Source organism: Pseudomonas sp. GD04091 (assembly GCF_029836165.1).
GTDB lineage: Bacteria > Pseudomonadota > Gammaproteobacteria > Pseudomonadales > Pseudomonadaceae > Aquipseudomonas.
Window position 1 is genome coordinate 90,672 of sequence record NZ_JAOEBG010000007.1, and the last position, 19,082, is coordinate 109,753.

The 19,082-nt window shown below is 64.8% G+C and carries 17 protein-coding genes; 6 read left to right on the plus strand and 11 right to left on the minus strand.

The genetic code is table 11. The annotated features are described in order from the left end of the window. Nucleotides 1-26: 26 nt before the first annotated feature. From ybeY to N7422_RS11420, 6 genes are all read right to left on the minus strand, one after another. Nucleotides 27-500 (minus strand): rRNA maturation RNase YbeY, encoded by a 474-nt coding sequence (ybeY, locus tag N7422_RS11395; protein ID WP_279806628.1) that lies wholly within the window; start codon nucleotides 498-500, stop codon nucleotides 27-29. Further along, on the minus strand, nucleotides 493-1,491 hold the full coding sequence (locus tag N7422_RS11400; RefSeq protein ID WP_279806629.1) for a PhoH family protein: 999 nt from the start codon (nucleotides 1,489-1,491) through the stop codon (nucleotides 493-495). The genes ybeY and N7422_RS11400 overlap by 8 nt, the downstream gene beginning before the upstream one ends. A gap of 181 nt (nucleotides 1,492-1,672) precedes the next feature. Beyond that, on the minus strand, nucleotides 1,673-2,218 hold the full coding sequence (locus tag N7422_RS11405; protein ID WP_279806630.1) for a tetratricopeptide repeat protein: 546 nt from the start codon (nucleotides 2,216-2,218) through the stop codon (nucleotides 1,673-1,675). Between the two features lie 208 nt (nucleotides 2,219-2,426). After that, nucleotides 2,427-3,710, minus strand: a complete 1,284-nt coding sequence (hemL, locus tag N7422_RS11410) for a glutamate-1-semialdehyde 2,1-aminomutase (RefSeq protein ID WP_279806631.1) — start codon at nucleotides 3,708-3,710, stop codon at nucleotides 2,427-2,429. A gap of 17 nt (nucleotides 3,711-3,727) precedes the next feature. After that, entirely contained in the window at nucleotides 3,728-4,351 is a 624-nt protein-coding gene (gene thiE / locus N7422_RS11415; RefSeq protein WP_279806632.1) for a thiamine phosphate synthase, read from the minus strand. A gap of 14 nt (nucleotides 4,352-4,365) precedes the next feature. Continuing rightward, a complete protein-coding gene (locus tag N7422_RS11420; protein WP_279806633.1) occupies nucleotides 4,366-5,163 on the minus strand; it encodes a hydroxymethylpyrimidine/phosphomethylpyrimidine kinase in 798 nt (265 codons plus the stop codon). 265 nt (nucleotides 5,164-5,428) lie between these two features. Here N7422_RS11420 and N7422_RS11425 point away from each other — a divergent pair, with 265 nt between their 5' ends. From N7422_RS11425 to N7422_RS11440, 4 genes are all read left to right on the plus strand, one after another. Next, nucleotides 5,429-7,420 carry a hybrid sensor histidine kinase/response regulator gene (locus N7422_RS11425; protein WP_279806634.1) on the plus strand — a complete coding sequence of 664 codons (1,992 nt, stop codon included), beginning with the start codon at nucleotides 5,429-5,431 and terminating at the stop codon, nucleotides 7,418-7,420. A 108-nt stretch (nucleotides 7,421-7,528) separates the two neighbouring features. Then, the gene (locus tag N7422_RS11430; RefSeq protein ID WP_279806635.1) at nucleotides 7,529-9,181 is read left to right on the plus strand and encodes an acyl-CoA dehydrogenase family protein; all 1,653 of its coding nucleotides are present in this window, start codon (nucleotides 7,529-7,531) and stop codon (nucleotides 9,179-9,181) included. A 101-nt stretch (nucleotides 9,182-9,282) separates the two neighbouring features. Beyond that, nucleotides 9,283-10,746, plus strand: coding sequence for an AMP nucleosidase (gene amn / locus N7422_RS11435; protein ID WP_279806636.1), 1,464 nt, complete (start codon nucleotides 9,283-9,285; stop codon nucleotides 10,744-10,746). A gap of 6 nt (nucleotides 10,747-10,752) precedes the next feature. Continuing rightward, nucleotides 10,753-11,382 carry a pseudouridine synthase gene (locus N7422_RS11440; protein WP_279806637.1) on the plus strand — a complete coding sequence of 210 codons (630 nt, stop codon included), beginning with the start codon at nucleotides 10,753-10,755 and terminating at the stop codon, nucleotides 11,380-11,382. A 54-nt stretch (nucleotides 11,383-11,436) separates the two neighbouring features. Here the strand turns inward: N7422_RS11440 and N7422_RS11445 are convergent, their stop codons facing one another. The 3 genes from N7422_RS11445 to N7422_RS11455 all read right to left on the minus strand — a co-directional run bounded on the left by N7422_RS11445 (nucleotide 11,437) and on the right by N7422_RS11455 (nucleotide 13,679). Beyond that, the gene (locus N7422_RS11445) at nucleotides 11,437-11,640 is read right to left on the minus strand and encodes a DUF2788 domain-containing protein (RefSeq protein WP_023378567.1); all 204 of its coding nucleotides are present in this window, start codon (nucleotides 11,638-11,640) and stop codon (nucleotides 11,437-11,439) included. A gap of 53 nt (nucleotides 11,641-11,693) precedes the next feature. Further along, nucleotides 11,694-12,170 (minus strand): Lrp/AsnC family transcriptional regulator, encoded by a 477-nt coding sequence (locus N7422_RS11450; protein ID WP_003249795.1) that lies wholly within the window; start codon nucleotides 12,168-12,170, stop codon nucleotides 11,694-11,696. A 312-nt stretch (nucleotides 12,171-12,482) separates the two neighbouring features. Continuing rightward, complete coding sequence (locus tag N7422_RS11455; protein WP_279806638.1) at nucleotides 12,483-13,679, minus strand: MFS transporter; 1,197 nt, start codon at nucleotides 13,677-13,679, stop codon at nucleotides 12,483-12,485. A gap of 197 nt (nucleotides 13,680-13,876) precedes the next feature. On the opposite strand from N7422_RS11455, the gene N7422_RS11460 reads away from it, so the two are divergent. Both N7422_RS11460 and N7422_RS11465 read left to right on the plus strand, forming a co-directional pair. Continuing rightward, complete coding sequence (locus N7422_RS11460; RefSeq protein WP_279806639.1) at nucleotides 13,877-14,701, plus strand: DUF6515 family protein; 825 nt, start codon at nucleotides 13,877-13,879, stop codon at nucleotides 14,699-14,701. A gap of 191 nt (nucleotides 14,702-14,892) precedes the next feature. Further along, nucleotides 14,893-17,580: a hypothetical protein gene (locus tag N7422_RS11465; RefSeq protein WP_279806640.1), complete on the plus strand. Its 2,688-nt coding sequence runs from the start codon at nucleotides 14,893-14,895 to the stop codon at nucleotides 17,578-17,580. 125 nt (nucleotides 17,581-17,705) lie between these two features. Here the strand turns inward: N7422_RS11465 and N7422_RS11470 are convergent, their stop codons facing one another. Continuing rightward, complete coding sequence (locus tag N7422_RS11470; protein WP_279806641.1) at nucleotides 17,706-18,575, minus strand: cation diffusion facilitator family transporter; 870 nt, start codon at nucleotides 18,573-18,575, stop codon at nucleotides 17,706-17,708. Between the two features lie 25 nt (nucleotides 18,576-18,600). Beyond that, nucleotides 18,601-19,020: a polyribonucleotide nucleotidyltransferase gene (locus tag N7422_RS11475; protein ID WP_279806642.1), complete on the minus strand. Its 420-nt coding sequence runs from the start codon at nucleotides 19,018-19,020 to the stop codon at nucleotides 18,601-18,603. Between the last annotated feature and the right edge of the window lie 62 nt (nucleotides 19,021-19,082).

Here is a 19,082-nt window from a genome sequence, read left to right on the forward strand (position 1 = left end):
GGCGGTTACTCGTGATCCTTGCAGTGTCAGTGTGTGATTGATTCGGTTTCGTCGTCGGCGTACGGGTCAGGATGGCCCAGTTCCGCCAGCAATTCGCGTTCCAGCGCTTCCATCTCCTCGGCCTCGTCGTCTTCGATGTGGTCGTAGCCGAGCAGGTGCAGGCAGCCGTGAATGACCAGGTGCGCCCAGTGCGCCTCGAGCGACTTGCCTTGTTCGACGGCTTCGCGCTCGACCACCGGCACGCAGATCACCAGGTCACCCAGCAGGGGGATGTCGAGCAGGTCGTCGGGGACGTCGGCAGGGAAGGACAACACGTTCGTCGCGTAGTCCTTGTGCCGGTAGGTATGGTTGAGCTCGCGGCCTTCGGCTTCGTCGACCAGGCGAATGGTCATTTCCGAGTCGGCCGTGCGCTGGCGCAAGGCCAGTTCGCACCAGCGGCGGAAGGCGGCGTCATCCGGGGCAGCGGCCTCCGTGGCCCGTTGCAGGTCAAGTTCAAGCATCTTTGCCGGGTGCCTCGGGCTTGGCCTGACGGGCATCGAAGCGGTCGTAGGCTTCGACGATGCGCTGCACCAGCGGGTGGCGCACCACGTCCTTGGGCTGGAAGTGGGTGAAGCTGATGCCCGGCACGTCCTTGAGCACTTCGATCACATGGGCAAGGCCCGACTTGGTGCCGCGGGGCAGGTCGACCTGGGTGATGTCGCCAGTGATCACCGCGGTCGAGCCGAAGCCGATGCGGGTGAGGAACATCTTCATCTGCTCGAGCGTGGTGTTCTGGCTTTCGTCGAGGATGATGAAGCTGTTGTTGAGCGTGCGGCCACGCATGTAGGCCAGCGGGGCGATCTCGATCACCTGGCGCTCGATGAGCTTGGCCACGTGCTCGAAACCGAGCATCTCGTAGAGTGCGTCGTACAGTGGGCGCAGGTACGGGTCGATCTTCTGGGCCAGGTCGCCGGGCAGGAAGCCGAGCTTCTCGCCGGCCTCGACCGCCGGGCGAACCAGCAGGATGCGGCGCACCTGCTCGCGCTCCAGCGCATCGACGGCGCAGGCCACCGCCAGGTAGGTCTTGCCGGTACCGGCCGGGCCGACGCCGAAGTTGATATCGTTGGCCAGGATTTCCTTGACGTAGCGTTGCTGGTTGACGCCGCGCGGGCGGATGTTGCCCTTGCGCGTGCGCAACGAGACGCTGACTTCATTGATGGCCGGATTGTCGATGTTCTCGACGGTCGACTCCTGGAGATAGAGGTGGACCGTTTCCGGCGACAGGTCGGTGGCCTTGGCCTCGCGATAGAGGCGGCGCAACAGCTGTTCGGCAGCGGAGGTGGTCTTGGGCTCGCCAATCAGTTCGAACTGATTGCCGCGATTGCGGATTTCGATAGCCAGGCGCTGTTCGATCAGGCGCAGGTGCTCGTCGAACTGGCCGCACAGGTTGGCGAAGCGGTTGGCCTCGAAGGGCTCGAGGATGAAACGATGAGGTTGTATGGGTGCGTTCAAGGTCGTTTTTAGCCGCTCGACGGCAATGAATGTGAACTCAAGAATAACCCTTGAGTGGCAGTGGCGAAAGCACTGAAACGATCAAGGGTCGGTGCGAACGTTCCGATCCGCTCGCCGATTGTGGCAGGGCAAGTTGACGATTCGATTATGCAGGGGATCGCGGCGCGCTGTCGGGCGCAGGTCACGGCAGGGGCGAGAAAGGGGTGCGCCCTTCGGCGTTCTGCAGTTCCAGCAGGTACTTGCGGAAGATCTGGCCGAGCACCTGGGTGGCATGTTCGAGCTCGTCGCGGGGCATCTGCTCGGTGACTTCGTCGGCCATGTCCAGCGCATCCTCGGCACCGTTGACCGCGGCGATCTTCAGCAGGATGTAGGCCTGGACGTTGTTGGCCTTGACGCCTTCGCCATGGAAGAACATCGAGCCAAGCCGGTACTGGGCCTGGGCCTGGCCTTGCAGCGAGGCTTTTTCGAACCATTTCAGCGCATTGTCGAGATGACGTGGCGTGCCGCTGTAGTAGAACTCGCCCAGTTCGTACTGTGCTTCGGCATCCCCGGATTCCGCCACCTGCTCGCAGGCCTTCAGGGCGCTCTGCAGGTCCTCGGGGGCGGTATTGAGGGTGCAGCGGCCCGTCGCCGGAATCAGCAACGAGTTACCGCCCTCCGCCAGGGCCAGCAGGGGCTGAAGAAGCAACAGGCAGCCCAGGGTCAGGGCGCGGCCGGTGCGGTTCATGGGGATCGACTTACCTCTGCAAAGCTGCGGCCAATGTCTCTGGTGGCACATTATGGGATAAGCAGCGCCTACCTTACAAAGTTTTACTCGAATTTCTGCGTTGTGAAGGTCGTTGCAATGTGGCCTGTGCTGACGCCTTCGCGGGTAAACCCGCTCCCACAGGGGCGCCAATCAACCTGTGGGAGCGGATTTGCCCGCGAAGGGGGCCTTACTTGATCTTGGCGAACGCCCGCTCGGCCGCATCCAGGGTGATCTGCAGTTCCTTGTCGCCATGGGCGATGGAGGTGAAGCCCGCTTCGAACGCGCTTGGCGCCAGGTACACGCCACCTTCGAGCATCAGGTGGAAGAAGCGCTTGAAGCGTTCGGCGTCGCTGGCCATCACGTCATCGAAGGTGACGATGTCGTCGGCGCCACTGAAGTACAGGCCGAACATCGCGCCAGCCTGGGTGGTGACGAACGGAATGCCGGCGGCATCGGCGCGCTGCTGCAGGCCGTCGAGCATGCGGCTGGTGAAGTCGCTCAGTTCGGCGTGGAAGCCCGGGCGGCTGATCAGCTTCAGGGTGGTCAGGCCGGCGGCCATGGCCAGTGGATTGCCCGACAAGGTGCCCGCCTGGTAGACCGGGCCGAGCGGGGCGATGCAGCCCATGATCTCGCGTTTGCCGCCGAAGCAGCCGACCGGCATGCCGCCGCCGACGATCTTGCCGAAGGTCGACAGGTCCGGGGTGATGCCGTAGTGGCCTTGGGCGCCGCCCAGCGACACACGGAAACCGGTCATCACTTCATCGAAGATCAGCACCACGCCGTGCTTGTCGCACTGCTCGCGCAGGCCCTCGAGGAAACCCGGCGCCGGTGGAACGCAGTTCATGTTGCCGGCCACCGGCTCGACGATGATGCAAGCCACGGTCTGGCCGACATCGGCCAGGGTCTTCTCGACGGCGGCGATATCGTTGAACGGCAGGGTCAGGGTGTGTTTGGCGAAGTCCGCAGGTACCCCCGCCGAGCTCGGCACGCCTTGGGTCAGCAGGCCGGAACCGGCCTTGACCAGCAGGCTGTCGGAGTGACCGTGGTAGCAGCCTTCGAACTTGATGATCGCGTCGCGGCCGGTGTAGCCACGGGCCAGGCGGATAGCGCTCATGGTGGCTTCGGTGCCGGAGCTGACCATGCGCACCATTTCCATCGACGGCACGATCGAGCAGACCAGATCGGCCATCTCGGTTTCCATCGCGGTCGGCGCGCCGTAGGACAGGCCATGCTCGAGCTGCCGGCGCACCGCGTCCAGCACGTCCGGATGGCCGTGGCCGAGGATCATCGGGCCCCAGGAACCGACGTAGTCGACGTAGCGCTTGTCGTCTTCATCGATGACATAGGCGCCTTCGGCGTGCTTGAAGAACAGCGGCGTGCCGCCGACGCTCTTGAAGGCGCGCACGGGCGAGTTGACGCCACCGGGGATGTGCTTCTGGGCTTGGGCGAACAGGGCTTCGGAACGGGACATGGGATCTTCTCTCGAAATCAGCAAGCGAACAGGGCGTTGAAGGCGCGGGCGCGGCGGGTGACTTCCTGCGCGCTGTCGGCACCGAACAGGCCGTGGATCACCGCCAGCAGGTCGGCGCCATGGGCGACCAGCGGGGCGGCGTTGTCGAGGGTGACACCGCCGATCACGGCGATCGGCAGCTTGACCTGGGCGCGGGCCTGCTCCAGCAGATCGACGCTGGCGGCCGGCGCACCGGGTTTGGTGACGGAATTGAAGAAGCGACCGAAGGCGACGTAGCTGGCGCCTTCGCTGGCGGCCTGTTGCGCCAGCTCGAGGCTGGCGTGGCAGGTCGAGCCGATGATCGCCTGGCGGCCGAGCAGGGCGCGGGCCGGCGTGAGCGGGCCGTCGGTCTGGCCCAGGTGCACGCCGACGCCCAGGCGCGCGGCGAGCTCGGCGTCGTCGTTGATGATCAGCGCCGTGTCGTAGCGCTCGCACAACGTCCTCAGCGCCTCGGCCTCACGCAACCGGCGGGCGGCATCGTCGCTCTTGTCGCGGTACTGCAGCAGGCGCACGCCGCCTTCGAGCGCCGCTTCTACATGGGAGAGAAAACGGCCGGCCAGCAGTTGACTGTCGGTGATCGCGTACAGACCGCGGAGCTTCATCGGATGGCCTCGTATCAGGAACAGAAATCCAGGGGCAGGCGACGCGGCACGTACTGGCCCTTGCCCAGTTGCTCGGCGTCACGCAGGGTGCGCCAGGTGTAGTCCAGGGCGCTGCGCACGGCGCTCTCCAGGTGCTCGCCCAGTGCCAGGCGACCGGCCAGGGCGCTGGCCAGGGTGCAGCCAGAACCGTGGTAACTGCCCGGCAGACGCTGGCAGGTCCAGGTGTGCTGCTGGCCATCGCGGCTGTACAGGCGGTTGTGAATCTCGACTTCGTCGCCGTGACCGCCGGTGATCAGCAGGTGCCTGCAGAACGGCAGCAGCTTCTCGGCGCATTCGTCCGCCGTGCCTTGCGGCAGCTCGGCAAGGATGCGCGCTTCGGGCAGGTTCGGCGTGGCGATGGTGGCCAGCGGCAGCAGGCGTTCGCGCAGCGCGTAGCCGACTTCGTCCTTGCCCAGGCGGCCACCGCCACCGGCGCGCAGCACCGGATCGCAGACCAGCGGCAGGTGAGGGTGGGCAGCGAGCAGTTCGGCGACGGTGTCGACCATCTCGATCGAACCGAGCATGCCAAGCTTCACCGCCGCCACGGTGGAGTCGGCCAGCACGGCGTTGGCCTGGGCCAGGACCCACTCGCGATCGAGCACACGGAAGTCGGAAACGTTGACGGTATCCTGCACGGTCAGGGCGGTCACTGCGGGTGCGGCGTGACAACCCTGGGCGATCAGGGCTTCGATATCTGCCTGCAGTCCGGCGCCGCCACTGGGGTCGTGGCCGGAGAGACAGAGGACAACGGGGCGGGAGCTGTAGGTATTCATGGTCGGCGAGCTTATCACCAAACCTTTTTGCGCGGATCAGCCGGCGCCGGATAATTCCTGAGCGATTGGTCAGAATGCTTGGTGGTGATCCTCTGAAACTCGCGTTCTAGAGCCTCTGCGATCAAATTATTGGTGGCTTCTGGCCATGTCGGAAAGCTATGCTAGAGTGCTCGGATAACTCGATGAACGGGTACTGCCGGATCACGTCGTCTCAAAGGGATGGGAGGCAACCGCGATGCGACCGGACAGGCCATGCTGGGGCTGTATGCGCTATTTGCTGATTGTGCTTCTGGGCTGCTTGCCCTTGTTCGTCGAAGCGGTCGAGTTCGACGCTTCCACCGGGCGCCTTCCGCTGGGCAGGTTCATGCAGGTGTACGAGGACCACGACGGCAGTGCCAGCATCGCCCAGGTCAGCTCGCCTGCGTTCATTGGCCGTTTCCACGCGCACCAGGACGAGGTGCTCAACGCCGGCTATTCGACCTCGGTGTTCTGGCTGAAGGTCGATCTGACCTACGCCGTGGCCCCTTCTGCCGCACCACGCCAGTGGTTGCTGGAGCTGGCCTACCCACCGCTGGATCACCTGGAGCTCTATCTGCCGGACGAGCAGGGCGTGTATCGCCTGGCCCGTCGAACGGGCGATGCGTTGCCATACGCCAGCCGCCAGATCCGTCAGAACAACTACCTGTTCGAACTGCCCATGCGCCCTGGCCAGGCCATCACCGCCTATCTGCGGCTGCACAGCCAGGGTTCGATCCAGGCGCCGCTGACCCTGTGGTCTGCCGAGGGGTATCTGGAGGATCAGCCCACTCGCCTGTACGTGCTGGGGATGATCTATGGCGTGCTGCTGGTCATGCTGGTGTACAACCTGTTCATCTACCTCAGCGTGCGCGACGTCAGCTACCTCTACTACATCCTCTATATCGCTTCGTTCGGTCTGTACCAGGTCTCGGTCAACGGTGCCGGCATCGCCTACTTCTGGCCGGACAACCCTTGGTGGGCCAATGCCGCCACGCCGTTTTTCATTGGGGCGGCCGGGCTGTTCGGTTGCCAGTTCGCCCGTCACTTCCTGCAGATGGGACGGCTCAGCCGTGATTTCGATCGCCTGTTGATGCTGCTGATGGCTGGCGGCGCGCTGGTCATGGTGCTGGCCGTGACCCTGCGCTATGGCGTGGCGCTGCGCATGGCCACGGTGCTGGCGCTGCTGTTCACCGTGAGCATTTTCACGGCGGGGCTGTATGCCTGGTGGCGCGGCGTGCGCGTGGCGCGCTGGTTCATCATCGCCTGGACGGCGTTTCTCGTCGGTGGGCTGGTCAACACGCTGATGGTGCTCGGCTACCTGCCGAACCTGTTCCTCACCATGTACGCCAGCCAGCTCGGCTCGGCGCTGGAAGTGGCGCTGCTGTCGCTGGCCCTGGCCGACCGTATCAACAACCTGCGTGAGGAACAGGCCCGGACGCTGCGCGAAACCGGTCGCACCCTGGAGCAGATGAACCTGCAACTGGCCCGCAGCAACCGGCTCAAGGATGAGTTCCTCGCCACCGTGACCCATGAATTGCGCACTCCGATGAATGGCGTCATCGGCTCGCTGGAGCTGCTGCACACCCTGCCCATGAGCGCCGAGCAGGCCCAGTACCACCGCACCGCCACCGGTTCGGCCCAGGACATGATGGCGATGGTCGACGACATCCTCATCCTCACCGAGTTGCAGGCCGGACGCCTGCGCAGCCACGGCATGCCCTTCAGCCTGCGGCGCCTGATGCAGGAGCTGCGGGCCGGGTATGCCGGCCAGGCGCTGGCCAAGGGCCTGTACCTGAGCCTGGACATTCCTGCCGACCTGCCCGACAGCCTGGTCGGCGATGCGCAGAAGCTCGCGCGTTGCCTGGCCTGCCTGGTGGACAACGGCCTGAAGTTCACCCACCAGGGTGGGGTCACGGTGCAGGTCCGTGGTCGACGTACCGGGCCGGATACCGTGGCATTGGGGATTACCGTCAGTGACAGCGGCATCGGTTTCGAAGACCTGGACCAGGCGGTGCTGTACCAGCGCTTCTTCCAGGTGGACGGATCGATGACCCGGCGCTATGGCGGGCTGGGTATCGGCCTGTCGATCTGTCGGCAGTTGGGGGAACTGATCGGCGCGAGGCTGTCCCATGAGTCCACGCCTGGGCTGGGCAGTCGCTTCGAGCTGAGCCTGGCCCTGGCGGTGGCGCAGGTACAGGCGCCAGCGGCCTGTGCCGCGTCGACCGTGAACCGGTTTTAGCCTGACGGGGCGCGAAGCGCCCCCATGTAGTCCGTTTTGTCACTTTGACTGACCGGCCTGGGGTGCTTCACTGGGTTATCCAGCATGAGCGGAACCAGGAGGCCACCGATGAACCTGCACCAGTTCGCTGAAACCCACGAAGTCACCAACCAGCCGCCGTCGCTCGACGGTGCCAACCTGTATCGCCTCGACCAGCCTTTGCAGGAATGGTCGCGGCGCTTCGGGGCCGGTTGGGCCGAGTCGCGGATCGATGCCTACGGTGCCCTGGCTGGCGGGCCGCTGATGGCAGCAGGCTTCCTGGCCAACGCGCACAAGCCGGAGTTCAGCAGCCACGATCGCTATGGCCACCGCATCGACCTGGTCGAGTTCCACCCTGCCTATCACGAGCTGATGCGCACCGCCGTCGAACACGGCCTGCCTTCGTTGCCCTGGGCCGAGCCGCGTGCCGGCGCCCATGTGGCGCGGGCGTCGATGACCTACCTGCACAGCCAGGCCGAAGCCGGCACTGGCTGCCCGCTGACCATGACCTTCGCCGCCGTGCCGGCCCTCAGGTTGCAGCCGGAGTTGGCCCAATACTGGCTGCCGAAGGTGCTCGCCCGCGAGTACGATCCGCGCAATGTCGGCGACCGGCACAAGGCCGGCGTCACCATTGGCATGGCGATGACCGAGAAGCAGGGCGGCACCGACGTGCGTGCCAATACCACCCGCGCCTATCCGGTCGGCACCCCCGGCCCTGGCCAGCCTTATGAGCTGGTGGGACACAAGTGGTTCTGTTCGGCGCCGATGTGCGACGCCTTCCTCACCCTGGCACAGACCGAGAAAGGTCTTAGCTGCTTCCTGCTGCCACGTCACCGCCCCGACGACAACCGCAACCAGTTCTACATCCAGCGCCTGAAGAACAAGCTCGGCAACTGTTCCAACGCCTCCAGCGAAGTGGAATTCCGTGGGGCGCTGGCGTGGATGATCGGCGAAGAGGGGCGCGGCGTACCGACCATCATCGAGATGGTCGCCATGACCCGCTTCGACTGCATGGTCGGCTCCAGCGCCCTGATGCGCCAGGCCCTGACCCAGGCCGCGCACCACTGCGCCCACCGCAAGGTCGGTGGGCGCGTGCTCGCCGAACAGCCGTTGATGCAGAACGTGCTCGCCGACCTCGCGCTGGAAAGCGAGGCCGCGCTGGCCCTGAGCCTGCGCATGGGCCAGGCCCTGGATCAGCCGGACGACCCGCAACAGGCGCACTTCGCCCGGCTGGTGACGGCGGTGGGCAAGTACTGGATCTGCAAGCGCGCGCCCGGAATGATCAACGAGGCCGCCGAGTGCCTGGGCGGCGCCGGCTATGTCGAGGACAGCATTCTGCCAAGGCTGTACCGCGAAGCACCGGTCAACTCGACCTGGGAGGGCTCGGGCAACGTGCAGTGCCTGGATGTGCTGCGGGCGTTGTCCAAGGAGCCGGGTGTGCTCGACGCGCTGTTCGTCGAGCTCGGCGATGGCCATGGCGATCCGCGCCTGGCGGCGTTCATCGGCAACCTCAAGGGCGCCTTCGCTGACACCGGGGACATCCAGTACCGGGCGCGGCAACTGACCGAGGACATCGCCGTGGCGCTGCAGGCCAAGCTGTTGCTCGAGGCGGGCAATGCCCCGGTGAGCGATGCGTTCATCGGCAGCCGCCTGGGCGGCGGTGGGCGGGCGTATGGCGCGTTGCCGCGCGGGGTGGATGTCGAGGCGCTGGTTGCCAGGGCAACGCCGGTGTGGGCCGGATAACGTCATCGCGGGGCAGCTTCAGCGCCGATTATCGGGGGTGTATTTGCCCTGCAACGCAGGCAAGATGGCTGTCATGCATTCCATAAGACAGGAAGCCCAGCGTGAGCCAAGCGTTTGTAGTCGTTGATACCCCCGAACAGGCCGTCGACCGTCTGGCGGCCCTGCATGAACAGGCCACCGGGGCGCTGAGCCAGGCCCTCAAGCGCTACCTCAAGGACCGCACCGAGCCGGATGAGCAGGCGCGCGCGCTGTTCCGTTATCCGGCCCTGCGCCTGACCTACTACAGCCAGGGTGAAGTCGCCGCCACCACCCGCGCCTATGCCAAGGTCCAGGTGGCCGGCACCTACAGCGTCACCGTCACCCAGCCCGCGGCCTTTCGCAGCTACCTGCTCGAGCAGTTGCGCCCGCTGATGCACGACTACACCGTGACCGTGGAGGTCGGCATCAGCGAGCAGAACATCCCGTACCCCTATGTCGTCGACCAGGGCGACGAGCTGGCCGGCAGCGGCATCACCGCCGCGCAGCTGGCGCGGGTGTTCCCCAGCACCGACCTGTCGGCGGCCACCGACAACATCGCCGACGGCCTGTACGACTGGGAAAGCGCCGAGACCCTGCCGCTGGCGCTGTTCGACGCCGCTCGCGTGGACTTCTCGCTGCGCCGTCTGGTGCACTACACCGGCAGCGACTGGCGCCATATGCAGCCGTGGATCCTGCTCACCAACTACCACCGCTACGTCGACCAGTTCATCGCCCATGGCCTGGAGCAGTTGCGCGAGGATCCGCGCTTCGTGCGCATGGTCCTGCCGGGCAACGTGATCATCGAGAAGGGCATGGACAATGGCGAGGCCCAGGCCCTGGTCGCCGGGGTGGTCTGGCACCGCTACCAGATGCCGGCCTATCACCTGATCGCCGCCGATGGCGACGGCGTGACGTTGGTCAACATCGGTGTCGGCCCGTCCAACGCCAAGAACATCACCGACCACCTGGCCGTGCTGCGTCCGCACTGCTGGCTGATGATCGGCCACTGCGGCGGCCTGCGCCAATCCCAGACCATCGGTGACTACGTGCTGGCACACGCCTACATGCGCCGCGACGGCATCCTCGACCGCGTGGTGCCGCCGAACATCCCGATCCCGGCGCTGGCCGAAGTGCAGCTGGCGTTGCAGGAGGCAGCCGCGCAAGTCACCGGCGAGCGCGGCGAGCAACTGAAGAAGCGCCTGCGCACCGGTACCGTGCTCACCTATGACGACCGCAACTGGGAACTGCGCTGGGCCCAGGAGCGCCCGCTGATCAACCTGTCCCGCGCCGTGGCGGTGGACATGGAGAGCGGCACCATCGCCGCCCAGGGCTATCGCCTGCGCGTGCCGTACGGCACCTTGCTGTGCGTTTCCGACAAGCCGCTGCACAGCGAGATCAAGCTGCCGGGGTCGGCCAACGCCTTCTATAACCGCGCGGTCAGCCAGCACCTGAAGATCGGCATCGCCGCCCTCGACCTGCTGCGCACCGAGCTCAACTCGCTGCACTCGCGTAAACTGCGCAGCTTCGATGAGCCGCCGTTCCGCTGAGGATCCATGTCCCTGCCGCCCCGCAACAAACCGCGCCGCCCTGCGGCGCGCCCTTCCGGTCCGCGTCGCCAGCCCAAGGCGCCGCCGGCCGAGCCCCGCCTGATCCTGTTCAACAAGCCGTTCGACGTGCTCACGCAATTCAGCGATGGCGAAGGGCGCGCCACCCTCAAGGACTTCATCGACATTCCCGGCATCTATCCGGCCGGGCGTCTGGACCGTGACAGCGAAGGCCTGCTGCTGCTGACCAACGACGGTCGCCTGCAGGCGCGCATCGCCGACCCGAAGCACAAGCTGGCCAAGACCTACTGGGTGCAGGTGGAAGGCGAGCCGAGTGAAGAGCAGCTCAAGCGCCTGCGCGAAGGGGTTGAACTCAATGACGGACCGACGCTGCCGGCCGAGGCACGCTTGCTCGAGGAACCCGGGCTTTGGCCGCGCAACCCGCCGGTGCGTTTTCGCAAGAGCGTGCCGACGGCCTGGCTGGAGCTGGTGATCCGTGAAGGGCGCAACCGCCAGGTGCGGCGGATGACGGCAGCAGTCGGGTTACCGACCTTGCGCCTGGTGCGGGTGCGGATCGGTGACTGGACGATCGAGGGGCTGGAGCAGGGTTGCTGGCGCGAAGTGCCGGCCAAACGCTGATCTCTGGGCCGCTCCTACACGATGAGGGGTTGCTAGTGAACGCGGGGCAGGTCGCTACACCCCTTCGAGAAACCCCACCACCACGCTCTTGATGATGAACGCCAGCACGCCCAGGCCCAGTACGAAGAACAGGATCAGCGTGCCGAAGCGGCCGGCCTTGGATTTCTTCGCCAGGTCCCAGACGATGAAACCCATGAAACCGATCAGCACGGTGACCAGCACGATCATCATCCATTCTTCGAATACGGCGGGATCCATCGGTGCACTCCAGGCAGATTGAGCACCCGATCATACGCCGGGCACGCAAGGATTCAACGAAGGTGGGTCAATGGCAGCTCGGTGCTGGCCAGCACCTGGTTGAGCACGAAGCTCGAGCGCACGCTGGTCACGCCTTCGATGCGGGTCAGGCTGCCTAGTAGCAATTTCTGGTAGTGGTCCATGTCCGGCACCACCACTTTCAACTGATAGTCGGCATCCATCCCGGTGACCAGGCTGCATTCGAGCACCTGGGGCAGGTTGCGGATCGCCGCTTCGAACGTCTCGAAGCGTTCCGGGGTGTGGCGGTCCATGCCGATCAGCACATAGGCGGTCAGGCTCAGGCCAAGCTTCTTGCGGTCCAGCAGGGCCACCTGGCGCGAGATGTAGCCGTCATCTTCCAGCTGCTTGACCCGACGTGAGCAAGGGGAGGGGGACAGACCGATGCGTTCGGCCAGTTCCTGGTTGGAGATGCGCGCATCGCGCTGCAATTCGGCGAGGATGCTCAGGTCGTAGCGGTCGAGCTTGCTCATGGAAAGGACCTTTTCTGTTCGGATTGCGGCGAATTATCGATCCTGAGTGAAAAATTGCGCAAGCGCTATTTATCAGAGCAATCTTCGCAATCGTCTGCCCCGCGCCCTGGCCTATCTTTATCACCAGAATCACTGCCCGGACATCAGTCCACGGCGACGCGCCCCAGACGGGCGCTCGCGGCCAGCCATCCAACAGGATCCGCCAGGCCCCCGGGCTACGCACTGTCCAGAAGACGGCGCGAGGTGAGCCGGTGTCACAAGCGCCGAGCACGGACGACAATTCCCGAAGGGAGGCCGCGAGGCCTCCCTTTTTTATTGCGCCGAAGGCTGCGTCAGCGACGTTTCACGGTGGCCGGCCACCACCAGCGCCGCCAGCAGTACCAGCAGCCCGCCCGCCATGGCGATGAGAACGCCGTTGCGCGCTGTCGTGGCATCGACCCATTGGCCAGCGCCAGCCGCGCCAAGGGCCACGCCGACGTTCAGCCCGGCAAGCAGCCAGGTCAGGCCCTCGGTCAGCTGGCGCTCGGGCACGCTGCGCTCGACCAGGGCCATGGCCACGATCATGGTCGGGGCGAAGAACACCCCGGCCAGCATGACGGCCGCGGCGAGCAGGGCGATGTTGTCGACCAGCAGCAAGGGCAGGGTGCTCAGGGCGGTGGCCAGTGCGCCGAGCAGCAACTGCCGGGCTAGCGACAGGCGCCAGCGCAGGGCGCCGAAGGCCAGCCCGGACATGCAGGAACCCACGGCATAGGCCGACAGCACCAGGCTCGCGGCGGCCGGCTGGCCTTGCTCGCTGGCGAAGGCGACGCTGACGATATCCACCGTGCCGACGATCACGCCCATCGCCACCATCAGCAAGGTGAGCTGGCGCACCCGGGGGCTTCGCCATACCGGCAGCTCGCGCGGTGTCGGCGCCACCGGCGGCGGCTCGCTGTCCCTCTGTATCGCCAGCAGTGCCGTCCCCAGCAGAAGCAGCACGGCGCCAGCCAGCAATCCGACCTGGGGCCACAGCGCCACGCTGAGCCCGACCGCCAGGGGCGGCCCGGCGATGAAGCTGACCTCGTCGAGTACCGTTTCCAGCGAGTAGGCAGTCTGCAACTGTGGCTGACCCCGGTAGAGGTGCGTCCAGCGCGCACGAACCATGGCCGACACGCTGGGCATGCAACCGGCCAGCAGGGCGGCGCCGAACAGCATCCAGTCGGCACCGTCCAGCCAGGTACAGGCTGCCATCAGCAGCAACCCCAACCCGCTGAGCAGGGCGGCCACGGGCAGCACCCGCCGTTGCCCAAGGCGATCCACCCACCGCGACACCTGAGGTGACAGCAGCGCATAGGTCATGACGAAGGTCGCCGACACCGCGCCGGCCAGGGCATAGCTGCCGCGTGATTGCGCCACCAGGGTGATGATGCCGATGCCCGTCATGGGCAGTGGCAGACGAGCGAGCAGCCCAGCCAGGGCGAAGGCCCGGGTGCCGGCTGGAGCGAACAGCTCGCGGTAGGGGTTGGGCATGTCGGTTCTCCTTGCTGCGACGGCCGTCCTGGCAATCTACATACATGTCGTATGATTAAATATTCATACATTCCGTATGTAAAGAGTTGGCAAAGTGCTCGCGCAGAGGTTGCTGTCGGCTATTTCATCTGTTGGTATCGCGGGCGGCGGTAGACTGAAGGCCCGCAAGGGCGAGTGTTTGCATCGAGAGGAAGATCATGAGGTCGCGCATCTGGCAGTTGGCAGGTGTTGGTTTGCTGAGCATGGGCATCAGCCTGGGCGCCCTGGCGCAAGGGCCGGGTGACGGGCACGGCGCACAGCCGGAGCAAGGTGGCGAGCGACGCGGCTCGCCGCTCACTTCGCGCGATGAGGTGCGCCAGACGCAGCCTCCGCGCCAGGGTTATTACCAGGACATTCCCCGTCGTTACGACGACAACCGCCATTGGCAAGCCGCAGGGCCGGGGCAGCGGCCGGGCGGCGACTGGAGCGGCCGCCCGGATGGTCACGGTAATGGCTGGGGGCCGGGACCGCAGTACCGTCCGGGGCACACCATCGACCGCTTCCCGGATCGCTACTGGAAGGTGCCCTATCGCGGCCAGGATTACTTCTACTCCGGCGGCTACTGGTACCGACCCCATGGGGGTGGCTACGTCATCGTCACGCCGCCCTACGGTGTGCGTGTCGGCTACCTGCCTTCCTATGCGCGGGAGGTCTGGTTGAGCGGGGCGCTGTTCTTCGTGGTGGCCGACACTTACTACCAGTACCTGGCCGACAGCCGCGAGTACGTGGTGGTCACGCCGCCCACGGTCGCGCCTGCGCCCGCTCCGGCGCAGCCGCAGGGCTATGACGTGGTTGCCTATCCGATGTACGGGCAGGGGCCGGAGCAGCAGGAGCAGGACCGTTACCAGTGCCATCGCTGGGCGGTGAGCCAGTCGGGGTTCGACCCGGCGACCGCGACCTATGCGCCACCGGTGAATGTCGCGGACAGCTATCGGCGGGCGTTGGGGGCGTGCCTGGGCGGGCGCGGCTACAGCGTCAACTGACGAGCGGCGCCGGGGCACCTTTACGTGGCCCGTCTACCAGGGTGGTTGCCGCTTGCAGAGCCGCGAGCGGATCAGCCCACTTCAGCCATTGCCAGCCAGCCCCTATCAGATTTGCCAGTTGTTGGCCTGCCTCCTTCAGCCCTAAGTTGTCCCTGCCACTCTGGCAATCAAATAGCGCATGGAGAACGGACATGGAATGGGTCAATAATTCTGAGGCACCTGTAGAACCGCTGAACCAGGAAGACGTCATCGTCGATGACTCTGATGGCAAGCAGGCCATCGCCAGCGAACTCGCGGCCTTTGCCAAGAAGTACCCCGACACGGCGACATCCGGGTTACCTCGACCTTATGTGCAAGATGCATTGGTGGGTGTGCCCAGTGCGGATTTCGGTATCAGTAACGATCGAGTCGAAGACAACGAAGGCGTCCAGATCATCGTGCCTGCCTATCCGAACATGAAGGAAGGTGACCGCGTACGGGTGTTCTGGGGCAAGGGGCGGGTAGGGTCGATCAGGGTCAGTGCGGCGCAGGTGGGTAGCTATCTGACCGTGCGGGTAGACGCTGAAAATGTGCCTCGTAGCTTGCAGTCGCTGTATTACAAGGTCGGCAACAGAACCCGAGAAGAAAAATCGCCCACTGTCACCACGCTTTACCGTTTCGGACAACCCGGTGTGCAAGGGACGACAGGCGCAGGCCAAGAACTGGCCGCGCCGACTGTCGCGCTACCCGCGTCGGGTAGTGTCGGCGCGAACGATGCCAGGGCGAGTGTCAAGGTGACTGTGCCGGCATACCTGAACATGAAAGTGCATGATGTGATCACGCTGTTCTGGGGGGATGAACTGATCGACCACGTCGTCACCCAGGACCAGGTTGGAAAGCCTGTGGTGATCGAAGTCAGCGAAGCCGTCATCAAACGCGCCGGTGACAGCGACGCATTGCCTGTCTACTACTTCGTTACCGATGAGGTCGGCAACGAATCGGAGTGGTCAGGCGATCAATGGGTGAAGGTCAACCTCGCCGATCTCGAACTGGAGGCACCGGTCGTGCTGGACGGCGAGGGCGCGGCCAATAGCTCGGGCGAGATCGAATTGGGCAACGTTGACGTCAGCCCTGTCGTGATCGAGGTATCTGGACCATTCGAAGAAGGGGACAGCGTGGTATTGAACTGGGTCGGTACCACCGATGCAGGGCAGGAGATCCCGCTGAGCTATGGCCCCGTGTCCGTCACGCAAGGTGCCGCCACCCAGCGTTTCGAGGTGCCGTACGAGGTTCTGACCGCGTTGGGCGGGGGCGTGGTGCGCCTTACCCATACCCTTGTCCGCAACGGCAAGCAGACCACGTCCAAGGCCGCCTTCATCAATATCAAGGGCGCTCCTGCGCGGTTGCCGGCACCCTGGCTGCACAAGTCCGAGGATTATTGGGTAGACCCGGATCTTCCGGCCAATCATGTGCGCATCCCGGCCCAGGCGGGGTTGCAGGAAGAAGACGAGGTCACCGTCAAGTGGCTTGCCACCGCGTCCGATGGCACGACTTCGGCGTTGAGCAGCAAGATGTTCCGGGTGACGAAGAACCGGGCAGGCAAGACGATGTCGATCCGACTCGCGCGTGACCCGTTCTTCAAGCCCTTCGACGGTGGTTGGGTGGATGTCTCCTATGAGATCAAGCGGGGCACCCGGGTGCTGCGTTCGGAAGTGGTCAGGTACGACATCGGCGAGCCCGCCGAAACGCTGCCGGCACCTTTCACCGAGCCGACACTGCCGGATAACGTTCTCAACCCAGAATTGCCGGACTATGAGCTGTACATGGAGATCATCGTGCCGCCAGAGGCACCCAAGCCAACTCCTTCGACGGTAACGGTGATCTGGGAAACCTCCGAGGGTGGCTATTACGAGGATGAACAGGTCCTGCAGGCCGGTGATGAGGTCAGCCCCTTCCAGATTCCTGCGGAAGAATTGGCGATCAAGGGCGATGAGCCGGTCAAGGTATGGGCGTATTACCTGGTCGAGTGGGAAGGCAAGCCAACCCAGGTTTCCGAAGATTTCATCTTCCGGATCGCCACGCCGGCGATGCTGCGCAAGAACCATGCACCTGTCCATGTTCCTTCGGCCGGTGATGGCAAGCTGGACCTTGGGCAGGTGTCTGGCGACGGTTTGAAGGTCGAGATTCCACAGTACGAAGGCATGGCGGTTGGCGACCGGATCCTGATCAAGTTCGGTGACTCGACGGTGAAGGAACACGTGGTGACGCAGGTTGGCAAGCAGACCGTCACCCTTTCGCAACGCGATCTGGCGGGGCTCGACGGCAAGAAAAACGTGGTGATGACTTACGAGGTCGTGCGTTATCCGTCGGGGGACAAAATCGTCTCGCAGCCGGTGACGTTCGAGCTGGAAGGCGTCATCAAGCCTTCGGCTCTTCGCGAGGAGTTCGAGGAGCCCAATCATCCCGTGGCCTGGTTGAAAGCCAAGAGCGAACTGGATTATCCGACCATGAAGATCCGGTGTCTCTCGGGTCAGATGATTTCGGGGTTGATGAAAGGCGACGGAGGCAGGCCGATGGGGGGGCGGTGCTTCGGCTTGCATGCAACTTCTGTTGTGTCCTTTGAGCTGAAAACTGGCCCTGTTCGACAGGTGTCGTTCGATTGCATGGTTTCCCTGATTCATCCATTGAAGATTGAGCTTTTCAGTGACAAGGCGTGTACGGACAAAGTCGGCGATCTAAAAGTATTCCCATTGCCCAAAGGGACCGAGAGGCGGCCGGGGTATGCCCCTAATGTCCATCACTTGAGTTACACGTCGCCCGACAAGCCTATTCTGTCGTTCAAAGTCAGTAGTTATGTTTCAGCGCCGACATTCGACAACTTTGAGTTTGTACTTGCCTGATCTTGAGATTTATCCCGAGAGCTGGATGTCAGTCCCGCTCTCGGGATAGCTTGAGCCTGCTAGCGCTTTCAAGGTCAAGCATCGATCGCAACGCGACTCTTTCGATTTTGTCTGCCTGCATGCCCCTACACCGGATCGGCATGCACCATCACATCCGCCCGCGGGTAGCGTTCGCGGATCGCCTGCGATGCCTGCACGCACAGCGCATGGGCGTCGTGCAACGGCAGCTCGCCCGGCAGTTCCAGATGCAGCTGCACGAACCAGTGACTGCCGGAGACCCGGGTGCGCAGATCGTGCACGCCCTTCACGCCCGGAATCGCCATCACCACCTCGAGCATGCGCTCGCCGACATCCGCCGGCAGTTCCTTGTCCATGAGAATCGCCGTGCTCTCCCGGGCGATCTGCACCGCGCTCCAGAGGATGTACAGGGCAATCCCCAGGCCGAACAGCGCATCCAGCTGTGGCCAGCCGAAGCGCGCCAGCAGCAGTGCCAGCAGAATGCTGCTGTTGAGCAGCAGGTCGGAGCGGTAGTGCAGGGAGTCGGCGCGCACCGCGGTGGAGCCGGTCAGGCGGATGACCTTGCGCTGGAATGCCAGCAGCGCCACGGTCAGCGCCAGGGACAACAGCATCACCGCGATGCCGGCGGCGGTATCGCCCAGGGGCTCCGGCGACTTCAGCCGATCCACCGCCTGGACTGCGATCAGCACTGCACTGACCCCGATGAACAGCGCCTGGGCCATGCCGGCCAGGGCTTCGGCCTTGCCGTGGCCGAAACGATGGTCGTCATCGGCCGGGCGCAAGGCGTAATGCACGGCCAGCAGGTTGAGGAAGGAGGCGGCGGCATCCAGCGCCGAGTCGGTCAGCCCGGCCAGCAGGCTGACCGAGCCACTCAGCCACCAGGCCACCGCCTTGCTCAGCACCAGGATGCAGGCCACGCTCAGCGAGGCGCGGGTGGCCAGGCGCAGCAGGCGTTTGTGTTCGGCGGTCGCGGTCATGCGCGGCTGGTCGTCCTTGGCTGGGTCAGGCGGCCGGTACCAGGCCGTGGCTGGCCAGTTGCTCGACGCTGCCACGGTGCTGGATCAGCCGTGGATCGTTCAGCGGCAGGCGCTGGCCCAGTTCGCTTTCGAGGATAGCCTGCAGCTTGAGCTTGTCGACCTGGCCATCGGCGTTGATCGCGGGCGCGAGCTTGGCCGGATCGACATGGGCCGTGGTGCCCCCCGGGTAGTAGATGGCACCCGTGGCGAAGTCGATGCCGAAGGCGATCAGGCCGGGAATGACGTAGAAGAGAATGCCGATGGCATCCAGCGCCGCGACCACGGGGTCGATCTTGCCTTCGATCTGCCCCCGGCGATCGGGGTAGAACAGGGTGCCGCAGGCCGTCAGCTGGGTCAGCAGGGTGGCGATGAGGGCGCCACCGATGACGCGGGAAGGGATGCGCATGTGAATCTCCGAAAGGTAACGACGACAAGGGCGCGGCAGTCGCCGACGCCTGAAGCTTCAGA

Excerpts from the sequence above, each read along its gene's own strand:
- ybeY (WP_279806628.1), bottom strand. The coding sequence starts at position 500 with ATGCTTGAACTTGACCTGCAACGGGCCACGGAGGCCGCTGCCCCGGAT.
- N7422_RS11405 (WP_279806630.1), bottom strand. The coding sequence starts at position 2,218 with ATGAACCGCACCGGCCGCGCCCTGACCCTGGGCTGCCTGTTGCTTCTT.
- hemL (WP_279806631.1), bottom strand. The coding sequence starts at position 3,710 with ATGTCCCGTTCCGAAGCCCTGTTCGCCCAAGCCCAGAAGCACATCCCC.
- thiE (WP_279806632.1), bottom strand. The coding sequence starts at position 4,351 with ATGAAGCTCCGCGGTCTGTACGCGATCACCGACAGTCAACTGCTGGCC.
- N7422_RS11420 (WP_279806633.1), bottom strand. The coding sequence starts at position 5,163 with ATGAATACCTACAGCTCCCGCCCCGTTGTCCTCTGTCTCTCCGGCCAC.
- N7422_RS11425 (WP_279806634.1), top strand. The coding sequence starts at position 5,429 with ATGCGCTATTTGCTGATTGTGCTTCTGGGCTGCTTGCCCTTGTTCGTC.
- N7422_RS11430 (WP_279806635.1), top strand. The coding sequence starts at position 7,529 with ATGAACCTGCACCAGTTCGCTGAAACCCACGAAGTCACCAACCAGCCG.
- N7422_RS11440 (WP_279806637.1), top strand. The coding sequence starts at position 10,753 with ATGTCCCTGCCGCCCCGCAACAAACCGCGCCGCCCTGCGGCGCGCCCT.
- N7422_RS11445 (WP_023378567.1), bottom strand. The coding sequence starts at position 11,640 with ATGGATCCCGCCGTATTCGAAGAATGGATGATGATCGTGCTGGTCACC.
- N7422_RS11450 (WP_003249795.1), bottom strand. The coding sequence starts at position 12,170 with ATGAGCAAGCTCGACCGCTACGACCTGAGCATCCTCGCCGAATTGCAG.
- N7422_RS11455 (WP_279806638.1), bottom strand. The coding sequence starts at position 13,679 with ATGCCCAACCCCTACCGCGAGCTGTTCGCTCCAGCCGGCACCCGGGCC.
- N7422_RS11460 (WP_279806639.1), top strand. The coding sequence starts at position 13,877 with ATGAGGTCGCGCATCTGGCAGTTGGCAGGTGTTGGTTTGCTGAGCATG.
- N7422_RS11465 (WP_279806640.1), top strand. The coding sequence starts at position 14,893 with ATGGAATGGGTCAATAATTCTGAGGCACCTGTAGAACCGCTGAACCAG.
- N7422_RS11470 (WP_279806641.1), bottom strand. The coding sequence starts at position 18,575 with ATGACCGCGACCGCCGAACACAAACGCCTGCTGCGCCTGGCCACCCGC.
- N7422_RS11475 (WP_279806642.1), bottom strand. The coding sequence starts at position 19,020 with ATGCGCATCCCTTCCCGCGTCATCGGTGGCGCCCTCATCGCCACCCTG.